Genomic DNA, 25,426 nt, shown 5'->3' on the forward strand with positions numbered 1-25,426 from the left:
GGCGTGGGGACGCGGGGCCTGGCCCCGCCTACCCTGGGGGGCATGGCACGCTCTCCTCTCACTCTAGCCGCGGCCGCCACGGCAGCTCTCTCGCAGGCGACGGGCGTGCAGACGAGCATCACCGGCGCCGCACCGCTGAGCGAAGGGCTCGCAGGCCGCTACGACACCGCCCTGCTCCACCTCGACGACGACACTCGCCTGATCGTCCGAGTTCCGGAGAGCGACGAGGCCGAAGCGGATGCCGCCCGGGAAGCGGCGGCTCTGGCCGCCCTGACGGCGGGGGTCCGTGCGATGATCCCGTTCCGCGCACCGGAGAACCTCGGGCAGTCCCGGATCGACGGCCGCACGGCGCGCGTGCAGACCTACCTCCCCGGATACCGCGTCGACGCCGCTCAGATCCCGCCGGGGCGAGGTGTCGCGACGGCCATCGCGGCCGCGGTCGCGGCCATCCACGACCTGCCGACGTCCGTCGTCCAGGGCGCGGGTCTGCCGTCTCGAACCGCCGCGCAGGTGCGCGCCGACACCGAGCGCCTTCTCGATCGCGCGGAGTCGACGGGGCGCCTGCCGTTCGGCCTCCTCCGCCGGTGGAGTCGGGCGATCGCGCTCGACGGCCTCTGGAACATGGAGCCCACCGTCATCCTCGGGGGTGTGGACCCCGCCGCCTTCCTCCTGACGGACGCCGACGGCGTCCCCACCGTCACGGGTCTGCTGACCTGGACCGGGCTGAGCATCGGCGACCCGGCTGAGGACCTCCGCTGGATCGCCAGCGCTCCCGACGCCGCCGGCGACGTCGTCGTCGCGTACGCCGCGGCCACCGGCCGCTCCCCCGACACGATGCTCGCCGAGCGCGCGCGCCTGCACGCCGAACTCGAGTTCGCCAAATGGCTCGTCCACGGTCACGAGTCCGGGTCGGATTCCGTGCTGACGGATGCCGTCGCCCTCCTCGAATCGCTCGACGAGAGCGTCAGAGACGAGGCTCCCGTCGGCTCCGGCACCGTGAGTGTCGACGAGGCCATCGCCGCGTTCGGACGCGTGTCTGCGGGAACCACCGGCGCAGTCGACACGTCGATGCAGACGGACGCGTACGACCCCGGCATGCTCGACGGCTACGAGGACGACACTCCCGCCGAACCCGCGGCATCCGTCACCGATCAGGAAACCGAGCCCCTCGAGTTCAGCGACTGGCCGGGAACCGACGAGGCTCCACCGGAGGAGAACGACCCCGACGACGCCGCGAAGAACGCGTTGCGCCGCTGGACCGGAACGGCCTGACCGCCCTGCTCCGTCAGGCGCGGAGCACGAGGCCGTCGGCGACGTAGAACAGGACGACGTCGATCTGGTCCATCGGTACGCCGTGCTTCGCGTGGTACGCCCGACGGTACAGCTCGAGCTGCAGCATCCGCTCGGTTCGCTCCGACGACGTGCGCGGCGGACGACCGGTCTTCCAGTCCACGATCTCGATGCGATCTCCGCGACGATAGACGGCGTCGAGCTTGCAGATGACGATGTGCGGGCGACCGTCGCCGAGCGCGTCGGGGTCGACGAAATCGATCTCGGTCTCGACCTCGATCGGCTGGAGCGGCCCCCACTCGGACGCGAGGAAAACGTCACGCAGCGTGTCGAGCGCATCCGCGTCGGCAGGTGACAGGGCGGTCGACTCGTCGTCGTCCCACAGCACGTCGTCAGCCGAGCGCGCCCGACCGACGAGACCGGAGCGCTGCTCCACCCACGCGTGGAAGAGCGTCCCCAGCCGCGTCTGCCGGTAGGGACGTTCGGGGAGCGGACGGGCGACCGCGGTCGCCGCAGCGTCATAGTCGGCCACGAAGTCCTTGAAGCGTGATGCGGGAATGCGGGTGGGCGCGATCCGCTCGCGGCCCGCCGCTCGGGCTGCCCGTTCGGCGAGCAGGAGCTCGAGGTCCCGCGTGGGCGTCGCCGGCGGTGCGGCCATCGCCGTGCGCACTCGGGCTGCGGCATCCCGGACCCGCACGCCCCGCGACCCGAGCGGGTCGATCGGCCAATCGAGCGTCGCCCGGGCGCCCTCGTAGGGGTTCTCGGTGGCATCCGTCTCGGGGAGCGATATCTCGAGGGTGTCGGCGATCTCGCGGACGAACCGACTCACCTCCCGGGGCTTCTTGGTGCCGGCCCAGGGCGACGCGGAGATCAGCAGATGCTCGCGAGCGCGCGTGACGGCGACGTAGGCGAGCCGACGTTCCTCGGCGAGATGGCGCTCGCGGATGCCCTCGCTGAAGGAGGCGAGGGCGGCCTTGAGATCCTGCTGCGTCGGCGCGTCGTGAGCGCGCCACCGCAGCTCGGGCAACCACTCCCGGTCGCCCCGGAACGAGTAGGGCAGCACGCCGAATCCGAGCCACCCCTTCGAGTCCTGAAGACGGGCCGGAAGCTCCTCCTCGACGCCACGGACCACGGCGACGGCATCCCACTCGAGACCCTTGGAGCCGTGGATCGTGAGGATCTGCACGACGTCGGCTTCGGGCGGTTCGGTCCGCGGTGCGAACTCGTCGACGCGCTCGGCTCTGTCGAGCCACGCGAGCAGGCTCGGCAACGACCCGCGCTCGTCGGTCTGCAGGAATCCGTGCAGCTCGTCGATGAACGCGCGGAGCTGATCGGATGCCGTCCGTGCCGGTCCGCGCGATTCGTTCGCCGCGAGCTCGATGTCGAGGCGCAGTTCGTTCTCGACCAGCCGAACGAGTTCGGGGATCGGGAGGCCGGCGGCTCGTCGGAGCCCCGCGAACACGGCGCCCGCCTCGCGGAGTCGCTCGCGCGCGACGGGAGTGAACCCCGACAGCCAGCCGTGGTCGGGCTTCTGGCGGGCGACGAAGTCGAGCGCGGCGACGAGTGAACCGCCCTCGTCTCCCGCCGATGAGCGGATCGTCTCGGCGAGCTCCGGGGCCAGGGGCTGCAGCGCGGTGTCGTGACGGACGAGGCGGGCGGCGACCTGAGCCAGCTCCCGCAGGTCCGCGAGCCCGATCGCCCAGCGTGGTCCTGCCAGCAAGCGGATGAGCGCTGACCCGGCCCTGGGATCGCTGATCACGCGGAGCGCCGAGACGACATCGACCACTTCGGGCGTCGAGAGGAGGCCCCCGAGTCCGAGGATGCGATGAGGGATGCCGCGGCGTCCCAGTGCGTCCGCGAACCGGAGCATGTGCTTCTTGCTGCGCACGAGCACGGCCGCCGTCGTCGAGCGTCCACTCCCGTGACGCTCGTCGCGGACATTCCGGAACCACTCGGCCACCGCGTCGGCCTCGGCGTCGACGTCGGCCTCGACGACGATGTCGACTCTGCCTCTCGGGGCTCCCTCACGAGGGCGAAGCGTCCCGACGTCGACGGGTGCGTCGAGCGGCTCGAGGACCGCTCCCGCGGCCCGGAGGACGTCGACGCCGTTTCGCCAACTGGTGAGCAGCGAGTACGTGCGGGCGCCGGCATCCGGATCGAAGGATCGGGCGAAGTCGCCGAGGTTTCCCGCGCTCGCGCCGCGCCAGCCGTAGATCGACTGGTGCGGGTCGCCGACCGCCATCACGGCTGTCCCGCGGAAGAGCATGGCCAGCAGATCCGTCTGCACGACGGAGGTGTCCTGATACTCGTCGAGAAGCACGACCCGGTAGCGATCCCGGAGTTCGTCGGCGACGGCGGGATGGGCGCGGACCACCTGGAGAGCGCCGGCGACCTGATCGGAGAAGTCGAGAAGACCGCGTCGACGCTTCTCCGCCTCGTAGGTACGGGCGAGCGCTGTGAGCACGGACAGCCCGGAGACCTTCTCCGCTGCGGTCCGCACGTCGGCGTACACGGTCGTCGCCGCCCGCTGACTCGGACGTTCCAGGACGTCCTGGAATCCGTTCGCGAACTCGTCGAGGTCATCGAGGTCGACGAGATTGTCGACGCTGTCGCGCGCGACCCGGAGCGCCGCATCGATGATCGTCGACGGCCGCTCGGGGCGATCCGGCAGGCGGGGATCGTCGGAGGACAGGACCACCTGCCGCATGAGGAGCCACGCCGCCGACTCGCTCAGCACGACCGCCTCGGCGTCGCGGCCGATACGCACCGCATTCTCGCGCACGATCGCGTCGGCGAAGCTGTTGTAGGTCGAGACCGCGGGGCGCTCCAGCAGTGCATCGCCGGGCTCGGGCGATGCCGGCTCCGGGGCGAGGGCGTCGAGCGCAGCGCGACGGGACGCCTCGGGCGCCCCGGCACGCTCGAGCTCACCGAAGACGGCGAGCCGCCCGTCCGCGTGCAGCTGTTCCAGGCGCGGGAGCAGCCCGCGCCGCTCGAACTCCGCCAGACGACGCAGCCGGGAACCGATGCGTTCGGCCAGCTCCCCCGCGGCCTTCCGGGTGAAGGTGAGGCCGAGCACCTCGTCGCGACGGACGAGGCCGTTGGCGACGAGCCAGACGACGCGACCCGCCATGGTCTCGGTCTTGCCGCTGCCGGCGCCGGCGACGACGAGCGCCGGCGACAGCGGGGCGGAGATGACGGCCGACTGCTCCGGCGTCGGGGGGAATTGGCCGAGAGCGGCGGCGACCGTCTCGGGGCTCATCAACGACGCGCTCACGCGGAACTCACCGGGCCGATCGTGTGGATGCGACACAGTCCGCGGGTGTGGTCGTCGCGACAGTGCTCCTCGAACGGCGCGACGAACGACGTGCCCCGCATCACGCGGACCGCGTCGTCGACCCGGCCGAGGAATGCCGCGCGGGTGTCGTCGTCGAAAGGCTCCTGGCGGGGCTCCGCGTATGGCGCGTTCCGGGTTCCCTTGAGCACGAGGAGCTTCGCCCCGCCCGCTTCCGCGCCCGCGACCTCCGGGATCGCCCCGCGCTCGAAGGCGAGCTGGTAAGCAGCGAGCTGCGGATTGTCGGCAGCGGCGCGGTCGCCCGTGGCCTCGCTCCGTCCCGTCTTGAGATCGACGATGACGATGCGCCCATCACGGGTGCGTTCCACGCGGTCGATGTAGCCGGAGAGGATGGCGGGATGCGCGGCATCCGCCACCGGAAGGGGGACCTCGAAGTGCGGTTCCGCGCTGACCAGGGTGGTGCCGTCACGCTCGGCGTCGCGCAGGTAGGCGGCCAATCGGGTGACCAAGTCGCGGGCGCGGCGCCGTTCGGCCTCATCGATCCAGGCTGCCTCGAACTCGAGCTGCGACCAGCCGTCCTCCACCAAGGACCACAGCGTCTCCGCGTCCCCTGCCTCGGCGTGCTCGAGTGCGGCGTGGAGGAGCGTACCGAGACCCGCCACGGCCGTTCCCGGATCGCCTCCGAGGTCGCCGATCACCCAATCGAGCTGGCACTGCTCGAGCGCGTGGATACGCGACGGCGAGATGCGCAGCGGTGCCGCATCGACGTCTCGAATCGGGGCCGTCGACGTCGGCTCGGCGAGGCCGTACCAGTGGTCGGGATCGGCTCCGGGCACCCCCGCCGCCGCGAGGAGCGCGAGCTGCGCAGCCGCTTCGCTCCGTTCTGATTCGGTCGCGCGCGGATCCGTCAGGCGGCGCCGGTGGCTGGCGACGAGACCGCGCAGCGTCAGGGGGTGTTCTGCCGACCGCGGCGCAGGCGACGCCGGGGGCAGCAACTCGAACAGAACGCTCGGCCCGGAGTCATCGTCGTCCACTGCCGTCACGATGAGCCGTGATCGGGCTCGCGAGACGGCTCGTGCGAAGAGTCGCAGTTCGTCGTACAGCACGGCGCGGCGCCGGTCCGCGGTGTCGAGATCCGTGTCCTCCTCAGCCAGTCGCGACGTCTCGAGGAGGCTCCCCCGCAGGCGCAGATTCGGCCAGACCCCGTCTTGGACGCCGGCGACGATGACGGTGTCGAACTCGAGGCCGAGAGCGGCTGCCGGGGTGGAGATCTGAACCCCGCTGGCGACTGCACCGGTGCGCAGGCGATCCTCGGCGACGGCGGAGTGCAGCAGCGCGCGCAGATAGTCGATCGGCGCGGTCCCGTCTTCCCGCTCCCCGTGGCGCTTCGCCGCCTCGAAGAGGGCGACGACGGCGTCGAGGTCGCGACGTGCCTGATCGGCCAACGGCCCCTGACCGTCGGCGAGGGTCCGCAGCTGCCGTTCGAGCCCCCGTTGCTCCCACACGGTCCAGAGCAGCTCGTGCGCGGTCGCCCCGGTCTGCAGTTGCTCTCCGACCTCCGCCAGGGTGCGGGCGAGGCGCGCGGCGCGGCGCGCTTCCGGAGTGTCGACGACGTCGAGCTCGACGGGATGCCGCACCCCGGACGCGAGGAGCTCGCGGGCGGAGCGCTCCCCACCCGCGCGGAGCTCCGCGTGCCTCAGCGCCGCGCGCAATCGCCGCAGCTCCACGGGATCGAGCCCACCTCCGACGAGCACATCGAGCACGTCGTCGTCCGTGCGCGCGTCCGCAGCCACCGCCGCGAGATCCACGGCGCGGAGGAGTTCCCGGACGATCAGCGTCTCCGCGAGAGCGCGCGCGGGTCCGACCGCCGCGGTCGGGACATCGCGGGCGGACAGCTCGGCCTCGAGCGCCGTGACCTGGCGGGAGTCGTGGGCGATGACGGCGCACTCCTCCCACGGGATCGCGTCGTGCACGTGGCGCTCGCGCAGGAGACGCGCAATGAGGTCGAACTCCTCGGCGCCCGAGCGGAGCGTGAAGGTCCGCACGCTCTCATCCCCCTCGGCGCCGACAGGGGGATGCCGGTGCGCGACCAGTCCCGCCGCCCCGATGCGCGACGTGACCTGGGCCGTGAGGTCCCGTTGCGCAGCGGTGCCGCGGTGGACGCGATCGAGGACGTGCGTCGTCGTGGCGAGACGGGCGAAGTTCTCCGGGCGCGCGCCGCGGAACGAGCCCGAACCGACGTCGGGGTCACCGAAGGCGAGTACGGCGATGCCCCGCATCCGACAGGCCTCGAGCAACTCGACTCCCCCGAGCGTCACCTCCTGCGCATCGTCGACGAGGATCGCGCGGAGCCCCGCGACCGCCCCGAGTGCCGGCGAGCCGGCCGGGGCGTCGCGGAGGAGACCGACCGCTTCGCGGACGAGCCCCGCCGCGTCGCGGTGCGCGCCGCGCATCCGCGCACGGACCGACCGGTACTCGCGCGCGAACGAGGCGAGCGACGCCCACACCGGCCGGTCCGTCGCCGCTGCACGCTCAGCGAGGTGTTCCGGCTCGATGCCGAGGGTCGTCATCTCGGCGAGGAAGGCGCGGATCTCGGCGCGAAGACCGGCACTGGAACGGATGTCGGCGGGCAGCCACTCGGGCCAGCGGGAGGGGGCGTCCTGCTCGTCCTCCGCGTCGCCCGCGAGCAGGTCGCCGATGATCCGGTCCTCGTCCGGTCCGGTGAGCAGCTGCGGCGGCTCCTCGCCGCGGTGGACGGCGTGAGCGCGGACGACCTGGTAGGCGAAGGCGGCCACGGACCTCGCCAGCGGACCGCTCGTGGCGACGCCGACCCCGACCGCGAGGCGGTCCCGGAGGGCGGTCGCCGCCGTTCGCGTCGGCGTGAGCACCAGCAGCTGCTCGGGCGGCATCCCGGCGTCGACGAGAGCGACGACGCGGCGGACCAGAGTCGCCGTCTTCCCCGACCCCGGAGCCCCGATGACGACGCCCGACGCGTCCGCGGGCAACGCGACCACCGCCTCCTGCGCCGGATCGGGACGGAAAGGCACGGCAGGCATGCGCTCCACGCTAATCGGCGCCGCCGACACCCGACGTACGCCCTCGGCCCCGCGCGTCGGATTCGCCGACGTTCGCCGAGAGCGTTCGGGCCGCCGCGTCCCCGCCGGGACGGGTGTCGTAGGCTCGAGAAGCGCCCGGAGACCCGGGCCGGGAAAGGCAGGCATCACCGTGGAGATCCGCATCGGCATCGCGAACTCGCGCGAGCTCAGCTTCGACTCGAACGAGACGGCCGAGGCCGTGAAGCAGACGATCGTCACCGCGCTCGACAACGGCGCGAACTACGTCACCCTCGCGGACGCCAAGGGCGCGACCTACCTGATCCCCACCGCCGGCATCACCTTCGTCGAGGTCGGCACCGACCAGTCCCGCCGCGTGGGCTTCGTCGCCTGACATGCTCGTCGTCCTGGCGCTCGTCTTCGGAGCGATCATCGGGGCGGCAGCGCATTTCGCGCTTCCGTTGAGATCCCTTCGCGGAGTCGCCGTGGGCCCGATCCTGGGGAGCATCCTCGGGACCGCGACCTGGACTGCCCTGACGTGGGCGGGATCCGCACCGGCGGAGCCGACCATCTGGCTCGCGAGCATCGGCGTTCCGCTCGTGCTGACGCCGGTCGCCGTCGTCGCCCTGTCGCGACTGCGACAGGCACGCGACGCTCGCACGCGCACCGAACTCGGGATCGCCTGACGCGACCGCGCGTCGCTTCAGGCGTCGAGCCCGATGCTCGTCATTCGACGCGAGTGGGCGCCGAGCAACTGGGTGAACACCGGTTCGACCTGCTTCTCGTCGTCCCGGTCGAGAGCTCCGGGGCGTTCCATCGTGTTCGGGCGGAGAGCGCCGCGAGCCACCAGCAGAGTGTCCCCGACGAGTCGCCGGCCCCACAGGCTGAGAAGCGAGCGCATCTCGGCATCCGCTGAGATGGCGTCGGTGATGATCGCCACGAGCGGCGAACGGTCGGCATCCGCTCGCAGGATGCCGGCAGCGCGACGACCGGTCTCGCCGTAGCTGCCCGACAGCGACAGATAGAAGTCGTCGAGCATGCCGGCCGTCACATGCACGGTCAGCATGGTCTCCAACGGACGGATGCCGTGGGTCGCCTGACGGAACGCATCGAGAGGCTCGCGGAACGGCAGCATGAGCTCCAGCGGGTCCTGACCGCGGTCGCGGATGAGGGCCACGAGCGCCTGATGCTTGAACAGCGCCGCGCCGGCCGCGCGTGACAGGGACTCCTTGTGGGCGAGCTCCGGGCTCCGTTCGATGACGGAACTCAACGTCTCGGCGTATCCGAGCTGGAGGTAGGCAGCCTGCCCGAGGTACGTCGTGACGTCGGGGGCGAGCTGCTGGAAATCGACGCGACGGACATCGCTCGCCTCATCACGGGACCGCAGCCGGAGTATGCGCCCGGGGGGTCGCCGTCGTTGCCAGAACCACCTCACCACGGGGCCAGCCTACGGGGCTTCCGGCACCCCTCCGGTAGGGTGGATCCGTCCCGGCGTCGGATCGGGACCCCGCGCCTGTGGCTGAGTGAAGGGCGTGGACCCTCATCCCGGCGGCATCTCACCGCCAGACAGGCACGGAATTACATGACCACGTTCGCAGACCTCGGCGTCGACCAGGACATCGTCGACACCCTCGCCGCCAAGGGCATCGTCGACACCTTCCCGATCCAGGAGCAGACGATTCCGCTGGGCCTTCCGGGCCAGGACATCATCGGCCAGGCGAAGACCGGCACCGGCAAGACTTTCGGCTTCGGCATCCCCGTTGTCCAGCGACTGGGTCTGAACCCCGAGCCGGGTGTCAAGGCTCTCATCGTCGTCCCCACGCGCGAGCTCGCCGTCCAGGTCTACGAGGACATGGACATGCTGACCTCGGGTCGCGCGACGAGCGTCGTCGCCATCTACGGCGGCAAGGCCTACGAGGGCCAGATCGACCAGCTGAAGGCCGGCGCGCAGATCGTCGTCGGCACCCCCGGCCGCCTCATCGACCTCAACAACCAGCGCCTCCTCGACCTGTCGAACGCGACCGAGGTCGTGCTCGACGAGGCCGACAAGATGCTCGACCTCGGCTTCCTCCCCGACATCGAGAAGATCTTCCAGAAGGTCGCTCCCGTGCGTCACACGATGCTCTACTCGGCGACCATGCCGGGACCGATCGTCGCCCTGGCCCGCCGGTTCATGTCGAACCCGATCCACATCCGCGCGAGCGACCCCGATGAGGGCCTCACGCAGGCGAACATCAAGCACCTCGTCTTCCGCGCGCACTCGCTCGACAAGGACGAGGTGATCGCCCGCATCCTGCAGGCCGAGGGCCGCGGCAAGACCGTCATCTTCACGCGCACCAAGCGCGCGGCGCAGCGTCTCGTCGACGAACTGAGCGACCGCGGGTTCAGCGCGGGAGCCGTGCACGGCGACATGAGCCAGGAAGCCCGCGAGCGGTCGATGGCGGCCTTCAAGGCCGGCAAGCGCGACGTGCTCATCGCGACCGACGTCGCCGCACGCGGCATCGACGTCGACGACGTCACCCACGTCATCAACCACACGATCCCCGACGACGACCAGACCTACCTCCACCGCGCCGGCCGCACGGGCCGCGCCGGCAAGACCGGTATCGCCGTGACGTTCGTCGACTGGGACGACCTCCACAAGTGGGCACTCATCAACCGCGCACTCGAGTTCGGCCAGCCCGAGCCCCTCGAGACGTACTCGTCGAGCCCGCACCTGTTCGAGGAGCTGAACATCCCCGTCGGCACGAAGGGGCGGATCACGGCGGCCCCCAAGGCTGCGCCCGCCCGCTCGTCGGCCGCGCCCGCCCGCGCGGCAGATGCCGCTGCCGAGGAGTCGACGGATGCCGGTACTCGCCGTCGCCGTCGCCGCCGCACCGGCGCGGACGACGCCAAGGTCGGCTCGACCTTCACGGAGGACTCGGCAGCGACGGCATCCGCATCCACCGACTCGTCGGCGGGCGCGACGGACCGCGCGGTCGACGGCGCGGGCACTCACGACGGAGCCGGCAAGGAGCACCACGACGGCAAGCCCGCTCCGGCACGTCGCCGCCGTCGCCGCCGCGGCGGTTCGGGTGCCGGAGCTCCCGTCGCCGGAGCCTGACCCCGCGCGTCGCGCTACGGCGTGACGAGCGAACTTCCCGTCCCGAGGGAGACGATCCTCGCGATCGTCTCCTCGGACGTGGTGTTCTCACCCGGGATGTTGGGCTTTCCGCGTCCGTGGTAATCGCTCGACCCGGTAGCGATCAGGTCGCGTTCTGCGACCAGCCGGCGCAGCTCGCCGAGCGCTGGTTCGACGTTCTCGCGGTGGCCAAGTTCGAAACCGGCAAGGCCCGCGTCGAGCATCGCGCGGACGATGCGAGCGGGAAGGAGCCCCGCGCGCCCTGCGGGATGCGCGATCACCGGCACCCCGCCCGCTCTCGCGACGGCCGCGACGGCGGTGACCGGGTCGGGTGCATAGAGCGCGACGTAGTAGTCGCTTGCCGGTGAGAGGATGCCGCCGAACGCCTCGCCGCGATCTCGCACGTGACCTCGAGCGATGAGAGCATCGGCGATGTGGGGACGACCCACCGTCGCCCCCTCCGCGGTCTGCTCCTCGATGTCCTCCCACGTGAGGTCGTAGTCACGGCCGATGCGATCGGCCATCGTGCGTGCGCGCGTCAGACGGGACGAGCGGATGCGATCGGTGAGCGCCCGGAGGCCCGCGTCGTCCGGGTCGACGAGGTAGGCGAGCACGTGCACGCTCCGCCACTCGTGGCGCGCCGAGAGTTCCATGCCCGGGAGAAAGGACATCCCGAGCGAGACGGCGGCCTCCGCGGCTTCTGCCCAGCCCGACGTCGTGTCGTGATCGGTGAGAGCGGCGGTCCGGATGCCGTGGCGATGCGCTGCGGCCATGACGGCGGCGGGCGGCTCAGTGCCGTCGGAGTGGTCCGAGTGCAGGTGCAGGTCACCGGGCCCGAACGGGGCCGATGGAGCGGAGGACCCTGCGGACATGGTCACGAGCGTACCGCGCGCAGAAACTCCCCAGCCTCCCCGCCTAGTGTCGTGATGTGCTGCGACTGACGGGGATCCTCATCACGATCGCCGCCGCCATCGGTGCCGCGATCCTCACGTGGCCGCAGTTCTTCCGACTCGAGCAGACGTTCCCGATCGCTCAACTCGTCTCCCTGCGTCCGGTCATGGCCGTCGGCTTCGCCGTGGTCGCCCTCGTCGGGCTGCTCCTCTGCCTCGGACGACGCATTCGCGGCTTCGGCGCCGGCATCGCGATGATCGGAATCCTCGCCTGCGCGGCGAACGTCGGCATCCTCGTCTTCCGCGGTCTCGGCACCTCGGGCCTGCCCGAACCGACCGCTGACAGCGTGCGCGTCATGACGTGGAACACGGCGGGTGCGGCCACCGATGTCGACGCGATCGTGACGACCGCCATCGCGATGGACGTCGACATCGTCGCCCTCCCCGAGACGACCGACACGACCGGCAAGGCGATCGCCGTCGCCATGCGCGAACGCGGTAACCCCATGTGGGTGCACGAGGAGAACTATCAGGGGTGGGATGCCACGTACACGACGCTCCTCATCTCCCCCGATCTCGGCGACTACGCCGTCGTGGAATCCGACTCTGCGGGCACCAAGAACACCTCGGTCGTGCCGAGTGTCGTCGCGATGCCCGTCAACGGCAGCGGACCGACGGTCGTCGCCGTCCACGCCGTCGCGCCGCGGCAGAACGACATGGACCACTGGCGGAGCGACCTCCGGTGGATCGCCGATCAGTGCGCGAGTGCGAACGTCATCATGGCCGGAGACTTCAACGCGACGGTCGACCACATGAGCCGGCTGGGCACCGACGGAGGCACCCTCGGTCGCTGTCACGATGCGGCATCCGTCACCGGCAACGGTGGTGTGGGCACGTGGGACACCGCGTGGCCGGCCCTCCTGGGGACTCCTATCGACCATGTCATGACGACGGATGCCTGGCGCGCGACCGGGTCGGTCGTCGTGACCTCGCTCGACGGATCCGGCGGCGATCATCGCCCGGTCATCGTCCAGTTGGAGCCGGTGGGCTGACGTCTCCGACGGTGGGTGCCAGACTGGGACGATGACCACCGATGAGCGCGACACCCTCGCCCAGGAGATCACCGAGACCCCGACTGCAGCGACCACGAACCGCAAGCAGCCCTTCCCCGCCGGCTTCCTCGAGTCGATCTCGACCGGATGGGCCGAGCGGCCCGAATCCCTCCCGCCGCAGCGCCCGGAGGCCCCGTACGCGGCCGCTCGCCGCGCGGCCCTCTCGGCTGCGTTCCCCGGCGCACGTCTGGTCATCCCCGCAGGGTCGTTCAAGCAGCGCTCGAATGACACCGACTACCCGTTCCGTGCGCACTCCGCGTTCTCCCACCTGACCGGGTGGGGTGCGGACGCCGTCCCCGACTCCGTGCTGGTCTTCGAGCCCATCGACGGCGGACACGAGATCACCCTGCACCTCCGTGAGCGCGCCGACCGGACGACGACGGAGTTCTACGCGGATGCCACGATCGGCGAGTTCTGGATCGGCCCCCGGCCGTCGCTCGAGGGCGTCGCCGCCGACCTCGGCCTCCGAACCGCGCACATCGATACCTTCACGACCACGGACGACGACCTCACGGTCGACGAGGACGATGCCCTCACGCGGTTCGTGTCGGAGCTTCGCCTCGTGAAGGACCCGTACGAGATCGCCCAGCTGCGCCTCGCGGTCGAGGCCACCGGTCGTGGCTTCGACGACATCGTCGCCGAACTCCCCCGCATCATCGACACCCCCCGGGGGGAGCGTGCCATCGAGGGCGTCTTCCACCTCCGGGCGCGCACCGATGGCAACGGCGAAGGCTATGACACGATCGCCGCGTCCGGTCCGCACGCCTGCTACCTGCATTGGACGCGCAACGACGGCGCCGTCGTCCCGGGCGACCTCGTCCTGATTGATGCGGGCGTCGAAGTGGACAGCCTCTACACCGCCGACATCACACGGACCCTCCCCGTCTCGGGCACGTTCTCCCCCGTGCAGCGCCGCATCTACGAGACCGTCCGCGAAGCCGCGGACGCCGCGTTCGCGGTCGCACGCCCCGGGGTGAAGTTCCGCGCGGTGCACGAAGCCGCGATGGAGGTCATCGCCGCCCGGACTGCCGAGTGGGGTCTTCTCCCGGTCACGGCCGAAGACGCTCTCGACGCCGACCGCGGTGGTCAGCACCGCCGGTACATGGTGCACGGCACGAGCCACCACCTCGGCATCGACGTGCACGACTGCGCTCAGGCCCGACGGGAGATGTACTACGACGGCGAGCTCGAGGCGGGCATGGTGTTCACGATCGAACCCGGCCTCTACTTCCAGATCGACGACCTCACCGTCCCCGAGGAGTACCGCGGCATCGGTGTGCGCATCGAGGACGACATCCTCATGACCGAGGACGGCCCCGTGAACCTGTCGGCGCACATCCCGCGGACGGCGGACGAGATCGAGGCCTGGATCGCGCGCGCCCGCTCCTGATCGCGTGTCGATGACCTCGCCCGGATACACGCCGCCACCGGCCTTCACGACTCGCCCCCAACTGACGGGGACGTTCGGCATGGCTGCGTCGACCCATGCCACGGCGACAGCCGTCGCGCAGGCGGTCCTCGAACGCGGTGGCAACGCTTTCGACGCCGCCTGCGCGGGCGGATTCGTCCTGCACCTCGTCGAACCGCACCTGAACGGTCCCGGCGGCGACCTGGTCGGCCTCTTCCAGCCGACGGATGCCGAGACCCCGACGGTCCTCATGGGGCAGGGCGCTGCTCCCGCCGGCGCCACGATCGCGCACTTCCAGCGGGAGGGTCTCGACCTCGTCCCGGGTGCCGGCGGCCTCGCGGCGGCGGTCCCGGCGGCGGTCGACGCCTGGCTGCTGCTCCTCCGCGATCACGGCACCTGGGCGGTGAGCGACGTGCTGTCCTACGCGATCGAGTACGCCGAGCACGGGCATCCGCTTCTCCCGGCCGCGGCTGCCACGATCAGCCGCGTCGCCGAGCTGTTCCGGGACCACTGGCCGTCGTCGGCGGAGCTGTGGCTCGCGGACGGCGGAGTGCCGCTCGCCGGCGGGTTGCACCGCAATCCCGCGTACGCCGACGTGCTCCGCCGCGTCGCCGCCGCGTCGGACGGCATCGCGGACCGCGCAGTCGGAATCGACGCCGCACGCACCGAGTGGCGTCGCCTCCTCGCGGATGCGTGCGACTTCCTCGCACGGCCGCACCGGCATTCCAGCGGGACCGACCATGCCGCCGTCATCCGCGCCGATGACCTCCTCGCCGCTCCCGCCGCCTACGAGCACCCGCTGTCGGCGACGTTCCGCGGCCGCACGGTCTTCAAAGCGGATGCCTGGTCCCAAGGCCCGGCGCTCCTCGAGGCGCTCCGCATCCTCGACCCCCTCCCCGACGACCTGCTGGACCCGTCGACCGCTTCGGGGGCGCACACGGTCATCGAGGTCCTCAAGCTCGTCCTCGCCGACCGCGACGCCTACTTCGGTGACGGTGCGGATGCTGCGCCCCTCCTCGCCGACGCCGTCGTCGCCGCGCGGCGAGGAGCGATCGGAGACCGCGCGTCCTCCGAGTGGCGCCCCATCCGGCTCGAGGAGGCAGAGCCCTGGCATCCCCCGCTCCGGCGGGATGGCGGCAGCGCCGCGGGGACCGGCGAGCCGACGGTCGCGCGCACGGGCGAGACCCGGGGCGACACGTGTCACATCGACGTCGTCGACCGGTGGGGGAACGTGGTCTCGGTCACGCCCTCGGGTGGTTGGTTGCAGTCCTCCCCCACGATCCCGTCGCTCGGCTTCTGTCTCGGTACCCGCCTGCAGATGTGCTGGCTCGACGAAGCATCACCGGCAGCGCTCCGCCCGGGTCGCCGGCCTCGGACGACACTGTCCCCGACGCTCGTCCACGACGGGAACACGCGCATCGCGATGGGCACCCCCGGCGGCGACCAGCAAGATCAGTGGCAGTTGCCGATGCTCCTCCGGATGCTCGTCGGCGGCTACACGGCACAACAGGCGATCGACGCCCCGACCCTCCACACCACCGCGATGGTGGACTCCTTCTGGCCCCGTACGTGGGACCCCACCGGAGTCGTGGCCGAGAACCGGCTCGGCGACGCCGTCCTGCAGGGCCTCGCCGAGCGCGGCCATCACGTCACGCGCGTCGGGGACTGGTCGCTCGGCCGTCTCTCGGCGGTGGGAGTTGATCGGAGCACCGGCATCCTGTGGGGCGCAGCCAACCCCCGCGGCCTGCAGGGCTACGCGGCAGGGCGCTGAAGCCGCTCGACCAGCCAGGGCACCGCGGCGCGCGCCGTCGCCTCGCCCACCTGATCGGCGGGGAGCTTCCGGCCTGCCACGTCGAACGAGTGCCCGCCGCCGTCGAACCACACGACCTCGGCGGTTCGGCACGAGGCCACGGCAGCCGCGAGGTCGTCGAGGGGCTGCAGGAAGGGATCCTTCGTGCCGGCGAGGAACAGTTGCGGCGCCGTCACCGCGGGGAGGTGCGCCGTGCGCGCGTTCTCGGGGCGTCCGGGCGGGTGCAGCGGGTACCCGAGGTACACGAGCGCGTCGGGCGCGATGCGTTCCTCCGCCGCCGCCATCGACGCCATCCGTCCCCCGTAGGACTTACCGGCCGCCGAGAACGGGATGCCGGGGGCCACCGCGCGGCAGAAGGCTTCCACCGCGGCCCAGGTCTCGATGGCGTGGGCGGCGGGGCCCGGAATCCGTCGACCGGCGTGCCGATACGGGAAGTCGAAACGAACCGTCGTGAACCCCGCGGCCGCCCACGCCTGCGCGACGCCGACGAGGAACGGGTGCTCGTGTCCCGCACCGGCACCGTGAGCGAGTCCGATCACGGCGATCGGATCGGGCGCCTCATCGATCCAGGCGTCGAGTTCCACCCCGCCCGAAGGCAGGGCGACCGGAATCATCGCGGCGCGTCGGGAACGGGCGGCGCGGCGGGGGCGTCACCCTCTTGCGGCGGCGTCGCGGGCGGTGCCGGAGCGGGGTCGACTCGCTCGCCGTACTGGGGCGGAGCGGCGGGGTCCACGCGCTCGCCCGCGGCGGGAGCCGGCGCGGGATCGACCCGCTCGCCCGACTGCGGGATGGGCGTGCCCGGATCGACGCGTTCGCCGTAGCGCGGCGGGGCCGAGAGATCGGCGGGCGGTGCAGGAGGGGCTGCCGGCGCGCCGGAAGCACCGAGCAGTTGCGTGGCACGGCCGATGCTGCGCGGCAGGACGGTGACGTCATAGTGGTCCGCGATCACCTGCGTCACCGAGGTGAAGTCGCGGCGACGACGGAGGATCGAGTAGCTGATGATGCTGAGGAGCATGCCGAGCGCGATACCGACGAGCATCACTCCGACGAACAGCTGCAGGACGGCGCCAGGGCTTCCGAGAACGAAGATGGCCGCGAACAGGAGGCCGAGCAGGACGCCGTTGATCGCTCCTGACCGGGCGGCCGTCGCGTAGCCGAGCCGTCCGGTGACGCGCTCGACGGATCGCAGGCCGCGCCCGACGATCGCGATGTCCTGCGCGGGGACGTCGGACGTGATCAGCGTCGACACCGCCTTCTGCGCTGCTTCGTACGACGTGTACTCCGCGACCGTTGCGCCGTGTTCCTTGGGGGCTCCGCCCATCATGCTCATGGCCTCAGTCTCGCACGCGGGCCTTTGGGTCTGCGCAGGAAGCACGACGGATACGCCGACTACGCTGATCAGGTGAGTACGCAGCGGGTGTTCGTCGCGCGCCTGACCGGGTGCGCCGTTTTCGACCCCTCGGGCGACCGCCTGGGGCGGGTCCGCGACGTGGTCGTCATCTATCGGAAGGACGACCCGCCGCGAGTCGTGGGGCTCGTCGTCGAAATCCCCGGCAGACGCAACGTCTTCCTCTCCATCGGACGGGTCACCTCCATCGCGAGCGGGCAGGTCATCACGACCGGCCTCATCAACGTGCGCCGCTTCGAGCAGCGCGGCGGCGAAGTCCGCGTCATGACCGAATTGATCGGACGGCGTGTCCACCTGCGCGACGGGTCGGGATCCGCTGTCATCGAGGACGTCGCGATCGAACGCGACCGTCTCGGCGAATGGCACGTCGGTCAGCTGTTCCTGCGTCGTCCGAAGACGAGCGCCTCGCCCTTCGCCAAGGGACCGACGACGTTCGCGCAGTGGAACGACGTCCGCGACGAGCAGGTCGCGGGCCAGACCCAGTCGGCCGAGCAGCTCGTGGCGTCGTACTCCGAACTGAAGCCGGCCGACCTCGCCAACACCCTCCTCGACCTCCCGGAGGAGCGACTTCTCGAAGTCGCCGAGGAGCTTCCCGACGCGCGACTCGCCGACGCGCTCGAGGAGATGCCCGAGGACGACCAGGTCCACATCCTCGAAGCGCTCGGTGACGAACGTGCCGCCGACGTCCTGGACGCGATGGAACCGGATGACGCAGCTGACGTACTCGGCCAGCTGTCGGACGCGCGCGCCGGTCAACTCCTCGACCTCATGGAGCCCGAGGAGGCCGAGGACGTCCGCGCCCTCCTCGAGCACGGACCCGACACCGCCGGTGGTCTCATGACGAGCGAGCCGATCGTCCTGTCCGCCGACGCGACGGTCGCCGAAGCGCTCGCCCTTATCCGCCGCCACGAATTGCACCCTGCCCTCGCGGCAGCGGTCTTCGTCACCCTTCCCCCCTACGAGACGCCCACCGGCCGTCTGCTCGGCGTCGTCCACTTCCAGCGGATGCTCCGCTACCCGCCGCAGGAGCGGCTCGGCGCCATCATCGACGACACCGTCGAGCCGGTGACGGTGTCGGCCAGCGCAGCGGAGGTCGCACGCCTCCTCGCGAGCTACAACCTCGTCTCGTTGCCCGTCGTCGACCAGGCCCGTCACCTCGTCGGAACGGTCACCGTCGACGACGTCATCGACTACCTGTTGCCCGACGACTGGCGGTCGCAGGATGCGCCGCGCACCGTCCCGGGGGGCCGCCGATGATGGCCCGCGCACCCAAGTCGGGCTTCGAGGCACCCCGCGGCCGTCGGGCGACGGTGCTGAGTCGCACCCCGCAGCCGTCCCGAGACCGGTTCGGCCGGTTCACCGAGTGGATCGCCCGCGCGATGGGAACGCCCACGTTCCTCCTGATCCTGTCGCTGTTCTGCGTCGCCTGGATCCTCTGGAACACGGTCGGCCCCGCCGATCTCCGCTTCGACGACGCCGCGCTCGGCTTCACTGCGCTCACCCTCATGCTGTCGTTGCAGGCGTCGTATGCCGCTCCCCTCATCCTGCTCGCCCAGAACCGGCAGGACGACCGCGACCGCGTCCAGATCGAGCAGGACCGCCAGCGCGCGGAGCGGAACCTCGCGGACACCGAGTACTTGGCGCGTGAGGTGGTGGCGCTGCGCATGGCCCTCACCGACATGCAGAACGAGGTGGTGAGCCGCGACGTGCTCCGCCAGGAGCTCCGATCGCTCCTGGAGCGTCTGGACGAGCGCGACCAGGATCGTCACGGCGACGACACCCCGAGCTCGTGACCGTCCACTCACCCGAGGGTGACGTCCGGCGGGCTGTAGCGGCCGTCGTCGACCCCGAGCTCCGGCGGCCGATCGGCGAACTCGACATGGTGCGGGACATCGCGGTCGACGGCGGCGTCGCCCGCGTCGCGATCGCATTGACCATCGTGGGGTGCCCCGCTGCAGATCGCATCGAGCGCGAGGTGCGGGATGCCGCCGCATCCGTCCCCGGTATCGCCGAGGTCACGGTCGACATCGGCGTCATGACTCCCGCCGAGCGGTCGGCCCTCGTCGAGCGGATCCGTGGCACCAAGCGCATGGCGTTCACGGCCGATTCCCTCACCCGCGTGATCGCCGTCACGAGTGGGAAGGGCGGGGTCGGCAAGTCCACGGTGACCGCCAACCTCGCCGTGGCCCTCGCGGCACGCGGCCTCGCCGTGGGCCTCATCGACGCCGACGTCCACGGCTTCTCGATCCCGGGGCTCCTCGGTCTCACCGGGGAGGACGGCCGCCCGCCGCAGCCCACCCGCCTCGACGACCTCATGCTCCCGCCCGTCGCGTACGGCGTGAAGACGATCTCGATCGGCATGTTCCTGCCGCCGGATGCCTCGCCCGCCGTGGCGTGGCGCGGACCGATGCTGCACCGGACGGTGCAGCAGTTCCTCACCGACGTGCACTTCGGCGACCTGGACGTGCTCCTGATCGACATGCCCCCTGGTACCGGCGACGTCGCGATCTCCGTGGGCCAGCTCCTGCCGCACGCGGAGGTGCTCGTCGTGACGACACCGCAGGCCGCGGCAGCGGATGTGGCGGTCCGAAGCGGTGTCGTCGCTCGGCAGACCGGGCAGTCGATCCTCGGCGTCATCGAGAACATGGCGGCCTTCACCCTGCCCGACGGCAGCGTCCTCGATCTTTTCGGTGCGGGCGGCGGTGACGCGGTGGCCGCTGCACTCTCGCTCGACGGCGATACCGTCCCCCTGCTCGGTTCCGTGCCCCTCAGCCCCGCGCTCCGACAGGGCGGCGATACCGGCATCCCTGTCGTCGTCGGCTCCCCCGAGGACATCGCGGCGCGGGCGATCGCTGCGATCGCCGACACGATCACGACGTCGCGGCGCTCTCTCGCGGGACGCTCACTGCCGGTGTCGCGCGCCTGAGACGCGCCACCGAGCGGATGCCTCGCCTCAGGTCGCCTCGGAGTCGAACGGAACCGTCAGAGCGGCCTCCGGAGCGGCCTCTGAATCGGCATCTGAATCGGCACGCTCGGACACCGGCGGCTCGGCCACCGCGACGGCTGCGGCAGGGGACGCGGACACCGGCTTCACCGGCGCATCGTCGATCAGGGCTTCGCGGATGATGCGACGAGGGTCGTACTGACGCGGATCGAGTTTTCGCCACTCGATCTCGTCGAAGTCCTCGCCCATCTCCTCTTTGACGCGGGTCCGGGCCCCATCGAGCCATTCCCGCACACGCCGTGTGAGACGAGCAAGCGACGCCGCGTAACCGGGCAGCCGCTCGGGTCCCAGGAGGAGGGCGGCGATGAGCCCGATGAGGAGGATCTTCTCCAGATCGAGCCCGAATGACATGGTTCCCAGGTTACCCGTGCGCCTGGGGGTTGCGGAGCGATGACCCGCCTAGGCTGATCGAAGGAGGTTCACCACATGGGAGATCACGAGGCGGTTCGCAGGTTCGCTGCCGAGGCGACGGTCGAGACCGACGCCATCGCGCGTGCGCGGGCGCATGCTCTCGAGATCGGTGCGAACCCGATCAGCGCCGAAGTCGGAGCTCAGTGCGCTGTCATCGCTGCGGCCGGTCGGGCGCTCAACATCGTCGAGATCGGTACGGGCGGCGGTGTGTCCGGCCTCTGGCTGCTGCACGGGTCGCCGCGGGCGACGCTGACCACCATCGACAAAGAACCCGAGCACCTCGCCGTGGCGCGAAAGGCCTTCACCGATGCCCGCGTCCCCGCGGCTCGTGTGCGCTTCATCACCGGTCGCGCCGCCGATGTCCTGCCGCGGATGAACGAAGCGTCGTATGACATCGTCCTCATCGACGCGGACCCCGAAGGCGTCATCGAGTACGTCGAACACGGTCTCCGCCTCGCGCGCGCAGGCGGCACCGTCCTCGTGCCGCGCGTCCTCGCCGGCGGTGCGGTCGCCGATCCGGTGAAGCGTGGCCCCGTCGAAAGCGCGTACCGCTCCCTCATCCAAGAGACGCAGGCCTCCCCCGCCGTCCTCGGCGCCCTCTCCATCGTCGGCGAAGGTCTCCTTCAACTGACGACGGTGGCCGATCACCCCTGATCCCACGAACACCGAAAGGCCGGTCCCCGAAGAGACCGGCCTTTCGCGTCGAACCGGGTCAGGCGGCGCCGACGACCCCGCTGAGAACGCTGTGGAGTTCCTTCGCCTCGTCGTCATTCACCGAGACGACAAGTCGACCGCCCCCCTCGAGCGGAACACGAACGATGATCAGGCGGCCCTCCTTGACGGCCTCCATAGGTCCGTCTCCAGTGCGCGGCTTCATGGCTGCCATTGTGGGGCTCCTTTTCGTCTTCGGACTACCTCATTAGTCTACCCAATGGGGTGAACGCCTACGGCGCGCGCGGCTTTCAGGCGACGCGTAATGTCACGGAATCCGGAAGAACGTGTCCCCGAGTGCCAGCATTTCGTGAATCCACAGCCACTGCCCGGCCAGACAGAGAACCAGTACTCCGCCCCGCCACCACAGGGATCGCGGCACCGCGACGGCCGCAGCGACGGGGCTCAACGGAAGGAGGAGGCGGAAGGTGCTCGACTGCGGGAAGAACACCGCCAGCAGGTAGACGAGGTAGCTGACCCCCCAGAGCCGGATCTCCGGCCCGAGCCGGCGCACCTGGCGTGAGCGGGCCAGCACTGCGGCGGCACCCAGCACCAGGATCACGAGGACGACCACCCCCAGCACCGGAGGAAGACCCCAGATCCCGAACCAGACGCCAGCGGCCTTCACGAATCCCGCGAACGGCACGAACTGCTCTTCCGACCCGACCCAGCTCCGACGCCACGCGAGCTCGGTGTCCAGGTACGCCGACGGGTCCCCCGTCACGATTCCCGCGATGGCCTGCCACGCGAACCCGACGATCGTCGCGAGCGCACCGAGAGCGACGATGTGAACGACGTGACCGACCGGAAGCGGATCCTCCCGCCGCCGGATCCAGCGGTAACTGCCGTAGAGCCCGAGGAGCAGCGCGAAGGCGAGGACGCCGGGGCGCGTGAACCCCATGAGGACGATGATCGGGTACATCCAGCCGAAGCGTCTCCGCAGCAGAGCCCAGAGGGCCAGGAACAGCCACAGAAGTCCCAGCGACTCGGAGTACCCCATCTGGAACATCGCCGCGATCGGACCGTTGGCGAAGAACACGACCGCCCAGAGCGACGCCGTCTCGCCGATGCGGTCCCGCAGCAGCACGAAGAAGACGACGGATGCCGCATACCCCGCCACGATCGCGAGAATGACCGCCCCGGCGGGATAGCCGCCGAGGGCGGTACCGAGAGCACGTGCGAGCCACGGGAAGAGCGGCAGGAAGGCCCAGGCGTTCTCCGTGACCTGCCCGTTCTCACCTACCGGGAGCGTCGACGGATACCCCTGGTCGGCGATGACCCAGTACCACTGCGAATCCCAGCCCATCGCGAGCGACCCGATCGTGGCATCCGGCCCGAACCGTGACGTCGGCCCGGAGAGTTCGGCGGCGATCCAGAAGAAGAGGGTGGTGACGAGGCGAGCCGAGACGTAGACGGCGGCGACGGTGCCGGCGACGGAGGCTGCGGTCCTCAGTCGCCGCTCAGCCATGCCCGCAGGCCCCGCTCCACATCCTCGATCTGCGCGAGGGGAACACGCTCCTCGTCGTGATGGGCGAGGTGCGGGTCGCCGGGACCATAGTTGACGGCGGGCACGCCCATCGCCGAGAACCGGGCCACATCGGTCCAGCCGTACTTCGGCTTCGGCTCCGCGCCGACAGCGGCCACGAACTCCTGCGCGAGCGGAGCATCGAGCCCGGGTCGGGCGCCTTCGGACAGGTCCACGATCTCAACGTCGAAACCGGCGAAGACGTCTCGCACGTGCGCCTCGGCGGCCGCAGCATCCTTGCTGGGTGCGAAGCGGTAATTGACGTCGACCTCGCAGAAATCGGGGATGACGTTGCCCGCGATCCCGCCGCGGATGGCGACAGCGTTGAGTCCCTCGCGGTAGAGAAGTCCGTCGACCTCGATCTCGCGCGGTCGGTACTCCGCGAGCCGGCTGAGCACGGGCCCGGCCTTGTGGATCGCGTTCTCGCCGATCCAGGCGCGTGCGCTGTGCGCGCGAACGCCCGTGGTGCGCACGACGGCGCGGAGGGTCCCGTTGCACCCGCCCTCGACCTGTCCGTTCGACGGCTCGCCGAGGATCGCGAAGTCCGCCTCGAAGAGGTCGGGACGGGATGCCGCGAGCCGCGTCAGCCCGTTGAACTCGGCAGCGACCTCCTCGTGGTCGTACCACATCCAGGTGATGTCGATGCGGGGATCCGTCAGCTCGGCCGCGAGCTTCAGCTGTACGGCGACACCCGCCTTCATGTCCACGGTCCCGCGCCCCCAGAGGAACGCCTCCCCGTCGACGTGCTGGTCTCGCGTGGGGAGATTCTCGTTGAGGGGAACCGTGTCGATGTGCCCCGCGATCGCGACGCGTTGCGCGCGGCCGAGGGAGGTGCGCGCGACGATCGTGTCGCCGTCGCGGTGAACCTCGAGATGCGGGAGGGCCGACACCGCCTCGAAGATCGCGTCGGCGAGGACGGCCTCGTCGCCCGACACACTCGGGATGTCGCAGATGGTGCGCGTCAGGTCGACGGCGCTGGAGCGGAGGTCGAGCCGGGGCATGACGTCGAGTCTAACGAGGCCCGATAGCCTGGACGCATGAGTGACGCACGGTGGGTCTGGGGCATCGGTCTGGCGACGACGAGCGCGGACGGCACCGTGCTCGACACCTGGTACCCGCGGCCGGCGTTCGGTCGCGCGCCGGCAGATGCAGATACCTCCGAACTCGCCGCATTCGCCGGTCCGGATGAGCGGCGTGCCGTCGCGGTCGAGGTCGTCGTCGTCGAGATCGACCTGGATGCTGCTCCGACCGGCACGTCCGACGCCTACCTGCGTCTCCACGCACTCTCGCACTGCCTCGTCGCTCCGAATGAGCTGGACCTCACCGGGATCTTCGGCCACCTGCCGAACGTCGCGTGGACGAGCGCGGGTCCGGTGCACCCCGACGACCTGACGCGACTGCGGCCCGGACTGCAGCGCGCCGGCATCCAGGTGAACGGGCTCGACAAGTTCCCGCGCCTCACCGACTACGTCGTACCGCCGGGAGTCCGGATCGCCGACGCGTCGCGCGTGCGCCTGGGCGCCCACCTCGCGCCCGGCACCACCGTGATGCACGAGGGCTTCGTGAACTTCAACGCCGGAACGCTCGGTGCGTCGATGGTGGAGGGACGCATCTCCCAGGGGGTGGTCGTGGGCGACGGCAGCGACGTCGGCGGCGGCGCCTCGATCATGGGGACGCTGTCCGGCGGCGGAAACCACCGCGTGTCGATCGGCCGCCGCACACTGCTCGGCGCGAACGCGGGGATCGGTATTTCGCTCGGCGACGACTGCATCGTCGAAGCGGGTCTTTACGTCACAGCGGGAACGAAGATCGTCCTCGCCGGCGAAGCCGTGAGCCACGACGGTACGCGGCCCATCGCGAAGGGTGCCGAGCTCTCGGGCCGGGACGGCATCCTCTTCCGACGCAACTCGCTCTCAGGCGCTGTCGAGGCCGTTCGTCGCGACGGTGTCGGCGTGACTCTCAACGCCGACCTGCACGCCTGACAGTCAGCCTTTGAGGATCGCCGCGCGCGCCTCGCGGTGCTCGTCCTCGCTGATGACACCGCGCGCACGGAGGTCGTCGAGTTCGGCCAGACGCTGCTCGACCGAAGGCGGCGCTTGACCCGCGGAGCCTGACGAGGAGAGCACGTCGCTCCGAAGGACCTTCGCGGCGATCGCTGCGTCGACGGTGTACGGATCGATGCCGGCATCCCGGAGTACCCGACGTTTGCGGGCTGCAACGACGATCACGAAAACGGTCACCGCGATCACGATGACCACCGCGAGACCGAAGATCACCCCGAAAGCGCCGCCGACGAAGCCCATATCGGGCCCCGGCATCCCGGGTCCGAAGAACCCATCGTCGCCGCCACCGGGCCCGGGCATCCCGGGACCCGCCGCTGCGGACGCCGGA

General features: G+C 70.8%; 23 protein-coding genes. 12 read left to right on the top strand and 11 right to left on the bottom strand.

What is annotated here, in order from left to right:
* The first annotated feature begins 42 nt into the window (after positions 1-42).
* Positions 43-1,272: a phosphotransferase gene (locus ABQ271_RS08605; RefSeq protein ID WP_349308366.1), complete on the top strand. Its 1,230-nt coding sequence runs from the start codon at positions 43-45 to the stop codon at positions 1,270-1,272.
* 13 nt (positions 1,273-1,285) lie between these two features.
* Here the strand turns inward: ABQ271_RS08605 and ABQ271_RS08610 are convergent, their stop codons facing one another.
* Both ABQ271_RS08610 and ABQ271_RS08615 read right to left on the bottom strand, forming a co-directional pair.
* A complete protein-coding gene (locus ABQ271_RS08610) occupies positions 1,286-4,564 on the bottom strand; it encodes an ATP-dependent DNA helicase (RefSeq protein WP_349308367.1) in 3,279 nt (1,092 codons plus the stop codon).
* Positions 4,561-7,638, bottom strand: a complete 3,078-nt coding sequence (locus tag ABQ271_RS08615) for an ATP-dependent DNA helicase (RefSeq protein ID WP_349308368.1) — start codon at positions 7,636-7,638, stop codon at positions 4,561-4,563. Before ABQ271_RS08615 ends, ABQ271_RS08610 begins: the two co-directional genes overlap by 4 nt.
* A 169-nt stretch (positions 7,639-7,807) precedes the next feature.
* Between ABQ271_RS08615 and ABQ271_RS08620 the strand changes: the two genes are divergently transcribed.
* Both ABQ271_RS08620 and ABQ271_RS08625 read left to right on the top strand, forming a co-directional pair.
* Complete coding sequence (locus ABQ271_RS08620) at positions 7,808-8,029, top strand: DUF3107 domain-containing protein (protein WP_349308369.1); 222 nt, start codon at positions 7,808-7,810, stop codon at positions 8,027-8,029.
* A gap of 1 nt (position 8,030) precedes the next feature.
* The gene (locus ABQ271_RS08625; RefSeq protein ID WP_349308370.1) at positions 8,031-8,321 is read left to right on the top strand and encodes a hypothetical protein; all 291 of its coding nucleotides are present in this window, start codon (positions 8,031-8,033) and stop codon (positions 8,319-8,321) included.
* Between the two features lie 17 nt (positions 8,322-8,338).
* On the opposite strand, the gene ABQ271_RS08630 is transcribed toward ABQ271_RS08625, so the two are convergent.
* Positions 8,339-9,073, bottom strand: a complete 735-nt coding sequence (locus tag ABQ271_RS08630) for a ferritin-like fold-containing protein (RefSeq protein ID WP_349308371.1) — start codon at positions 9,071-9,073, stop codon at positions 8,339-8,341.
* Positions 9,074-9,217: 144 nt separating this feature from the next.
* Between ABQ271_RS08630 and ABQ271_RS08635 the strand changes: the two genes are divergently transcribed.
* The gene (locus ABQ271_RS08635; RefSeq protein WP_349308372.1) at positions 9,218-10,738 is read left to right on the top strand and encodes a DEAD/DEAH box helicase; all 1,521 of its coding nucleotides are present in this window, start codon (positions 9,218-9,220) and stop codon (positions 10,736-10,738) included.
* Between the two features lie 14 nt (positions 10,739-10,752).
* Here ABQ271_RS08635 and ABQ271_RS08640 read toward each other — a convergent pair whose 3' ends face one another.
* Complete coding sequence (locus ABQ271_RS08640; RefSeq protein ID WP_349308373.1) at positions 10,753-11,628, bottom strand: PHP domain-containing protein; 876 nt, start codon at positions 11,626-11,628, stop codon at positions 10,753-10,755.
* A 56-nt stretch (positions 11,629-11,684) separates the two neighbouring features.
* Here ABQ271_RS08640 and ABQ271_RS08645 point away from each other — a divergent pair, with 56 nt between their 5' ends.
* From ABQ271_RS08645 to ABQ271_RS08655, 3 genes are read left to right on the top strand one after another with little or no spacing between them, the layout of a single operon-like run.
* Complete coding sequence (locus tag ABQ271_RS08645; RefSeq protein WP_349308374.1) at positions 11,685-12,698, top strand: endonuclease/exonuclease/phosphatase family protein; 1,014 nt, start codon at positions 11,685-11,687, stop codon at positions 12,696-12,698.
* Positions 12,699-12,729: 31 nt separating this feature from the next.
* Positions 12,730-14,148, top strand: coding sequence for an aminopeptidase P family protein (locus ABQ271_RS08650; RefSeq protein ID WP_349308375.1), 1,419 nt, complete (start codon positions 12,730-12,732; stop codon positions 14,146-14,148).
* Between the two features lie 10 nt (positions 14,149-14,158).
* Complete coding sequence (locus tag ABQ271_RS08655) at positions 14,159-15,937, top strand: gamma-glutamyltransferase (RefSeq protein ID WP_349308376.1); 1,779 nt, start codon at positions 14,159-14,161, stop codon at positions 15,935-15,937.
* Here the strand turns inward: ABQ271_RS08655 and ABQ271_RS08660 are convergent.
* Positions 15,919-16,590: an alpha/beta family hydrolase gene (locus ABQ271_RS08660; protein WP_349308377.1), complete on the bottom strand. Its 672-nt coding sequence runs from the start codon at positions 16,588-16,590 to the stop codon at positions 15,919-15,921. The two genes, ABQ271_RS08655 and ABQ271_RS08660, sit on opposite strands and share 19 nt — an antisense overlap.
* Positions 16,587-17,306 (bottom strand): general stress protein, encoded by a 720-nt coding sequence (locus ABQ271_RS08665; protein ID WP_349308378.1) that lies wholly within the window; start codon positions 17,304-17,306, stop codon positions 16,587-16,589. The genes ABQ271_RS08660 and ABQ271_RS08665 overlap by 4 nt, the downstream gene beginning before the upstream one ends.
* Before the next feature lie 72 nt (positions 17,307-17,378).
* Here ABQ271_RS08665 and ABQ271_RS08670 point away from each other — a divergent pair, with 72 nt between their 5' ends.
* Genes ABQ271_RS08670 through ABQ271_RS08680 form a run of 3 tightly spaced genes read left to right on the top strand, consistent with a single transcriptional unit; the run spans position 17,379 to position 20,310 of the window.
* Positions 17,379-18,641: a magnesium transporter MgtE N-terminal domain-containing protein gene (locus ABQ271_RS08670; RefSeq protein WP_349308379.1), complete on the top strand. Its 1,263-nt coding sequence runs from the start codon at positions 17,379-17,381 to the stop codon at positions 18,639-18,641.
* Positions 18,641-19,177 carry a DUF1003 domain-containing protein gene (locus ABQ271_RS08675; RefSeq protein WP_349310875.1) on the top strand — a complete coding sequence of 179 codons (537 nt, stop codon included), beginning with the start codon at positions 18,641-18,643 and terminating at the stop codon, positions 19,175-19,177. Before ABQ271_RS08670 ends, ABQ271_RS08675 begins: the two co-directional genes overlap by 1 nt.
* On the top strand, positions 19,174-20,310 hold the full coding sequence (locus tag ABQ271_RS08680; protein WP_349308380.1) for an Mrp/NBP35 family ATP-binding protein: 1,137 nt from the start codon (positions 19,174-19,176) through the stop codon (positions 20,308-20,310). Before ABQ271_RS08675 ends, ABQ271_RS08680 begins: the two co-directional genes overlap by 4 nt.
* A 27-nt stretch (positions 20,311-20,337) precedes the next feature.
* Here the strand turns inward: ABQ271_RS08680 and ABQ271_RS08685 are convergent, their stop codons facing one another.
* The gene (locus ABQ271_RS08685) at positions 20,338-20,739 is read right to left on the bottom strand and encodes a Sec-independent protein translocase TatB (RefSeq protein WP_349308381.1); all 402 of its coding nucleotides are present in this window, start codon (positions 20,737-20,739) and stop codon (positions 20,338-20,340) included.
* Between the two features lie 75 nt (positions 20,740-20,814).
* On the opposite strand from ABQ271_RS08685, the gene ABQ271_RS08690 reads away from it, so the two are divergent.
* Entirely contained in the window at positions 20,815-21,453 is a 639-nt protein-coding gene (locus ABQ271_RS08690; protein WP_349308382.1) for a class I SAM-dependent methyltransferase, read from the top strand.
* A gap of 58 nt (positions 21,454-21,511) precedes the next feature.
* Here ABQ271_RS08690 and ABQ271_RS08695 read toward each other — a convergent pair whose 3' ends face one another.
* The 3 genes from ABQ271_RS08695 to dapE all read right to left on the bottom strand — a co-directional run bounded on the left by ABQ271_RS08695 (position 21,512) and on the right by dapE (position 24,036).
* Positions 21,512-21,685, bottom strand: coding sequence for a DUF3117 domain-containing protein (locus ABQ271_RS08695; protein WP_064506455.1), 174 nt, complete (start codon positions 21,683-21,685; stop codon positions 21,512-21,514).
* A gap of 93 nt (positions 21,686-21,778) precedes the next feature.
* Entirely contained in the window at positions 21,779-22,978 is a 1,200-nt protein-coding gene (locus tag ABQ271_RS08700) for a hypothetical protein (protein ID WP_349308383.1), read from the bottom strand.
* A complete protein-coding gene (dapE, locus tag ABQ271_RS08705; RefSeq protein WP_349308384.1) occupies positions 22,960-24,036 on the bottom strand; it encodes a succinyl-diaminopimelate desuccinylase in 1,077 nt (358 codons plus the stop codon). The genes ABQ271_RS08700 and dapE overlap by 19 nt, the downstream gene beginning before the upstream one ends.
* A 36-nt stretch (positions 24,037-24,072) precedes the next feature.
* Here dapE and dapD point away from each other — a divergent pair, with 36 nt between their 5' ends.
* The gene (gene dapD, locus ABQ271_RS08710; RefSeq protein WP_349308385.1) at positions 24,073-25,017 is read left to right on the top strand and encodes a 2,3,4,5-tetrahydropyridine-2,6-dicarboxylate N-succinyltransferase; all 945 of its coding nucleotides are present in this window, start codon (positions 24,073-24,075) and stop codon (positions 25,015-25,017) included.
* Positions 25,018-25,020: 3 nt separating this feature from the next.
* Here the strand turns inward: dapD and ABQ271_RS08715 are convergent, their stop codons facing one another.
* Positions 25,021-25,398 (bottom strand): SHOCT domain-containing protein, encoded by a 378-nt coding sequence (locus ABQ271_RS08715; RefSeq protein WP_349308386.1) that lies wholly within the window; start codon positions 25,396-25,398, stop codon positions 25,021-25,023.
* Between the last annotated feature and the right edge of the window lie 28 nt (positions 25,399-25,426).

The organism is Microbacterium sp. MM2322 (genome assembly GCF_964186585.1).
In the GTDB taxonomy this organism is placed as follows: Bacteria; Actinomycetota; Actinomycetes; order Actinomycetales; family Microbacteriaceae; genus Microbacterium.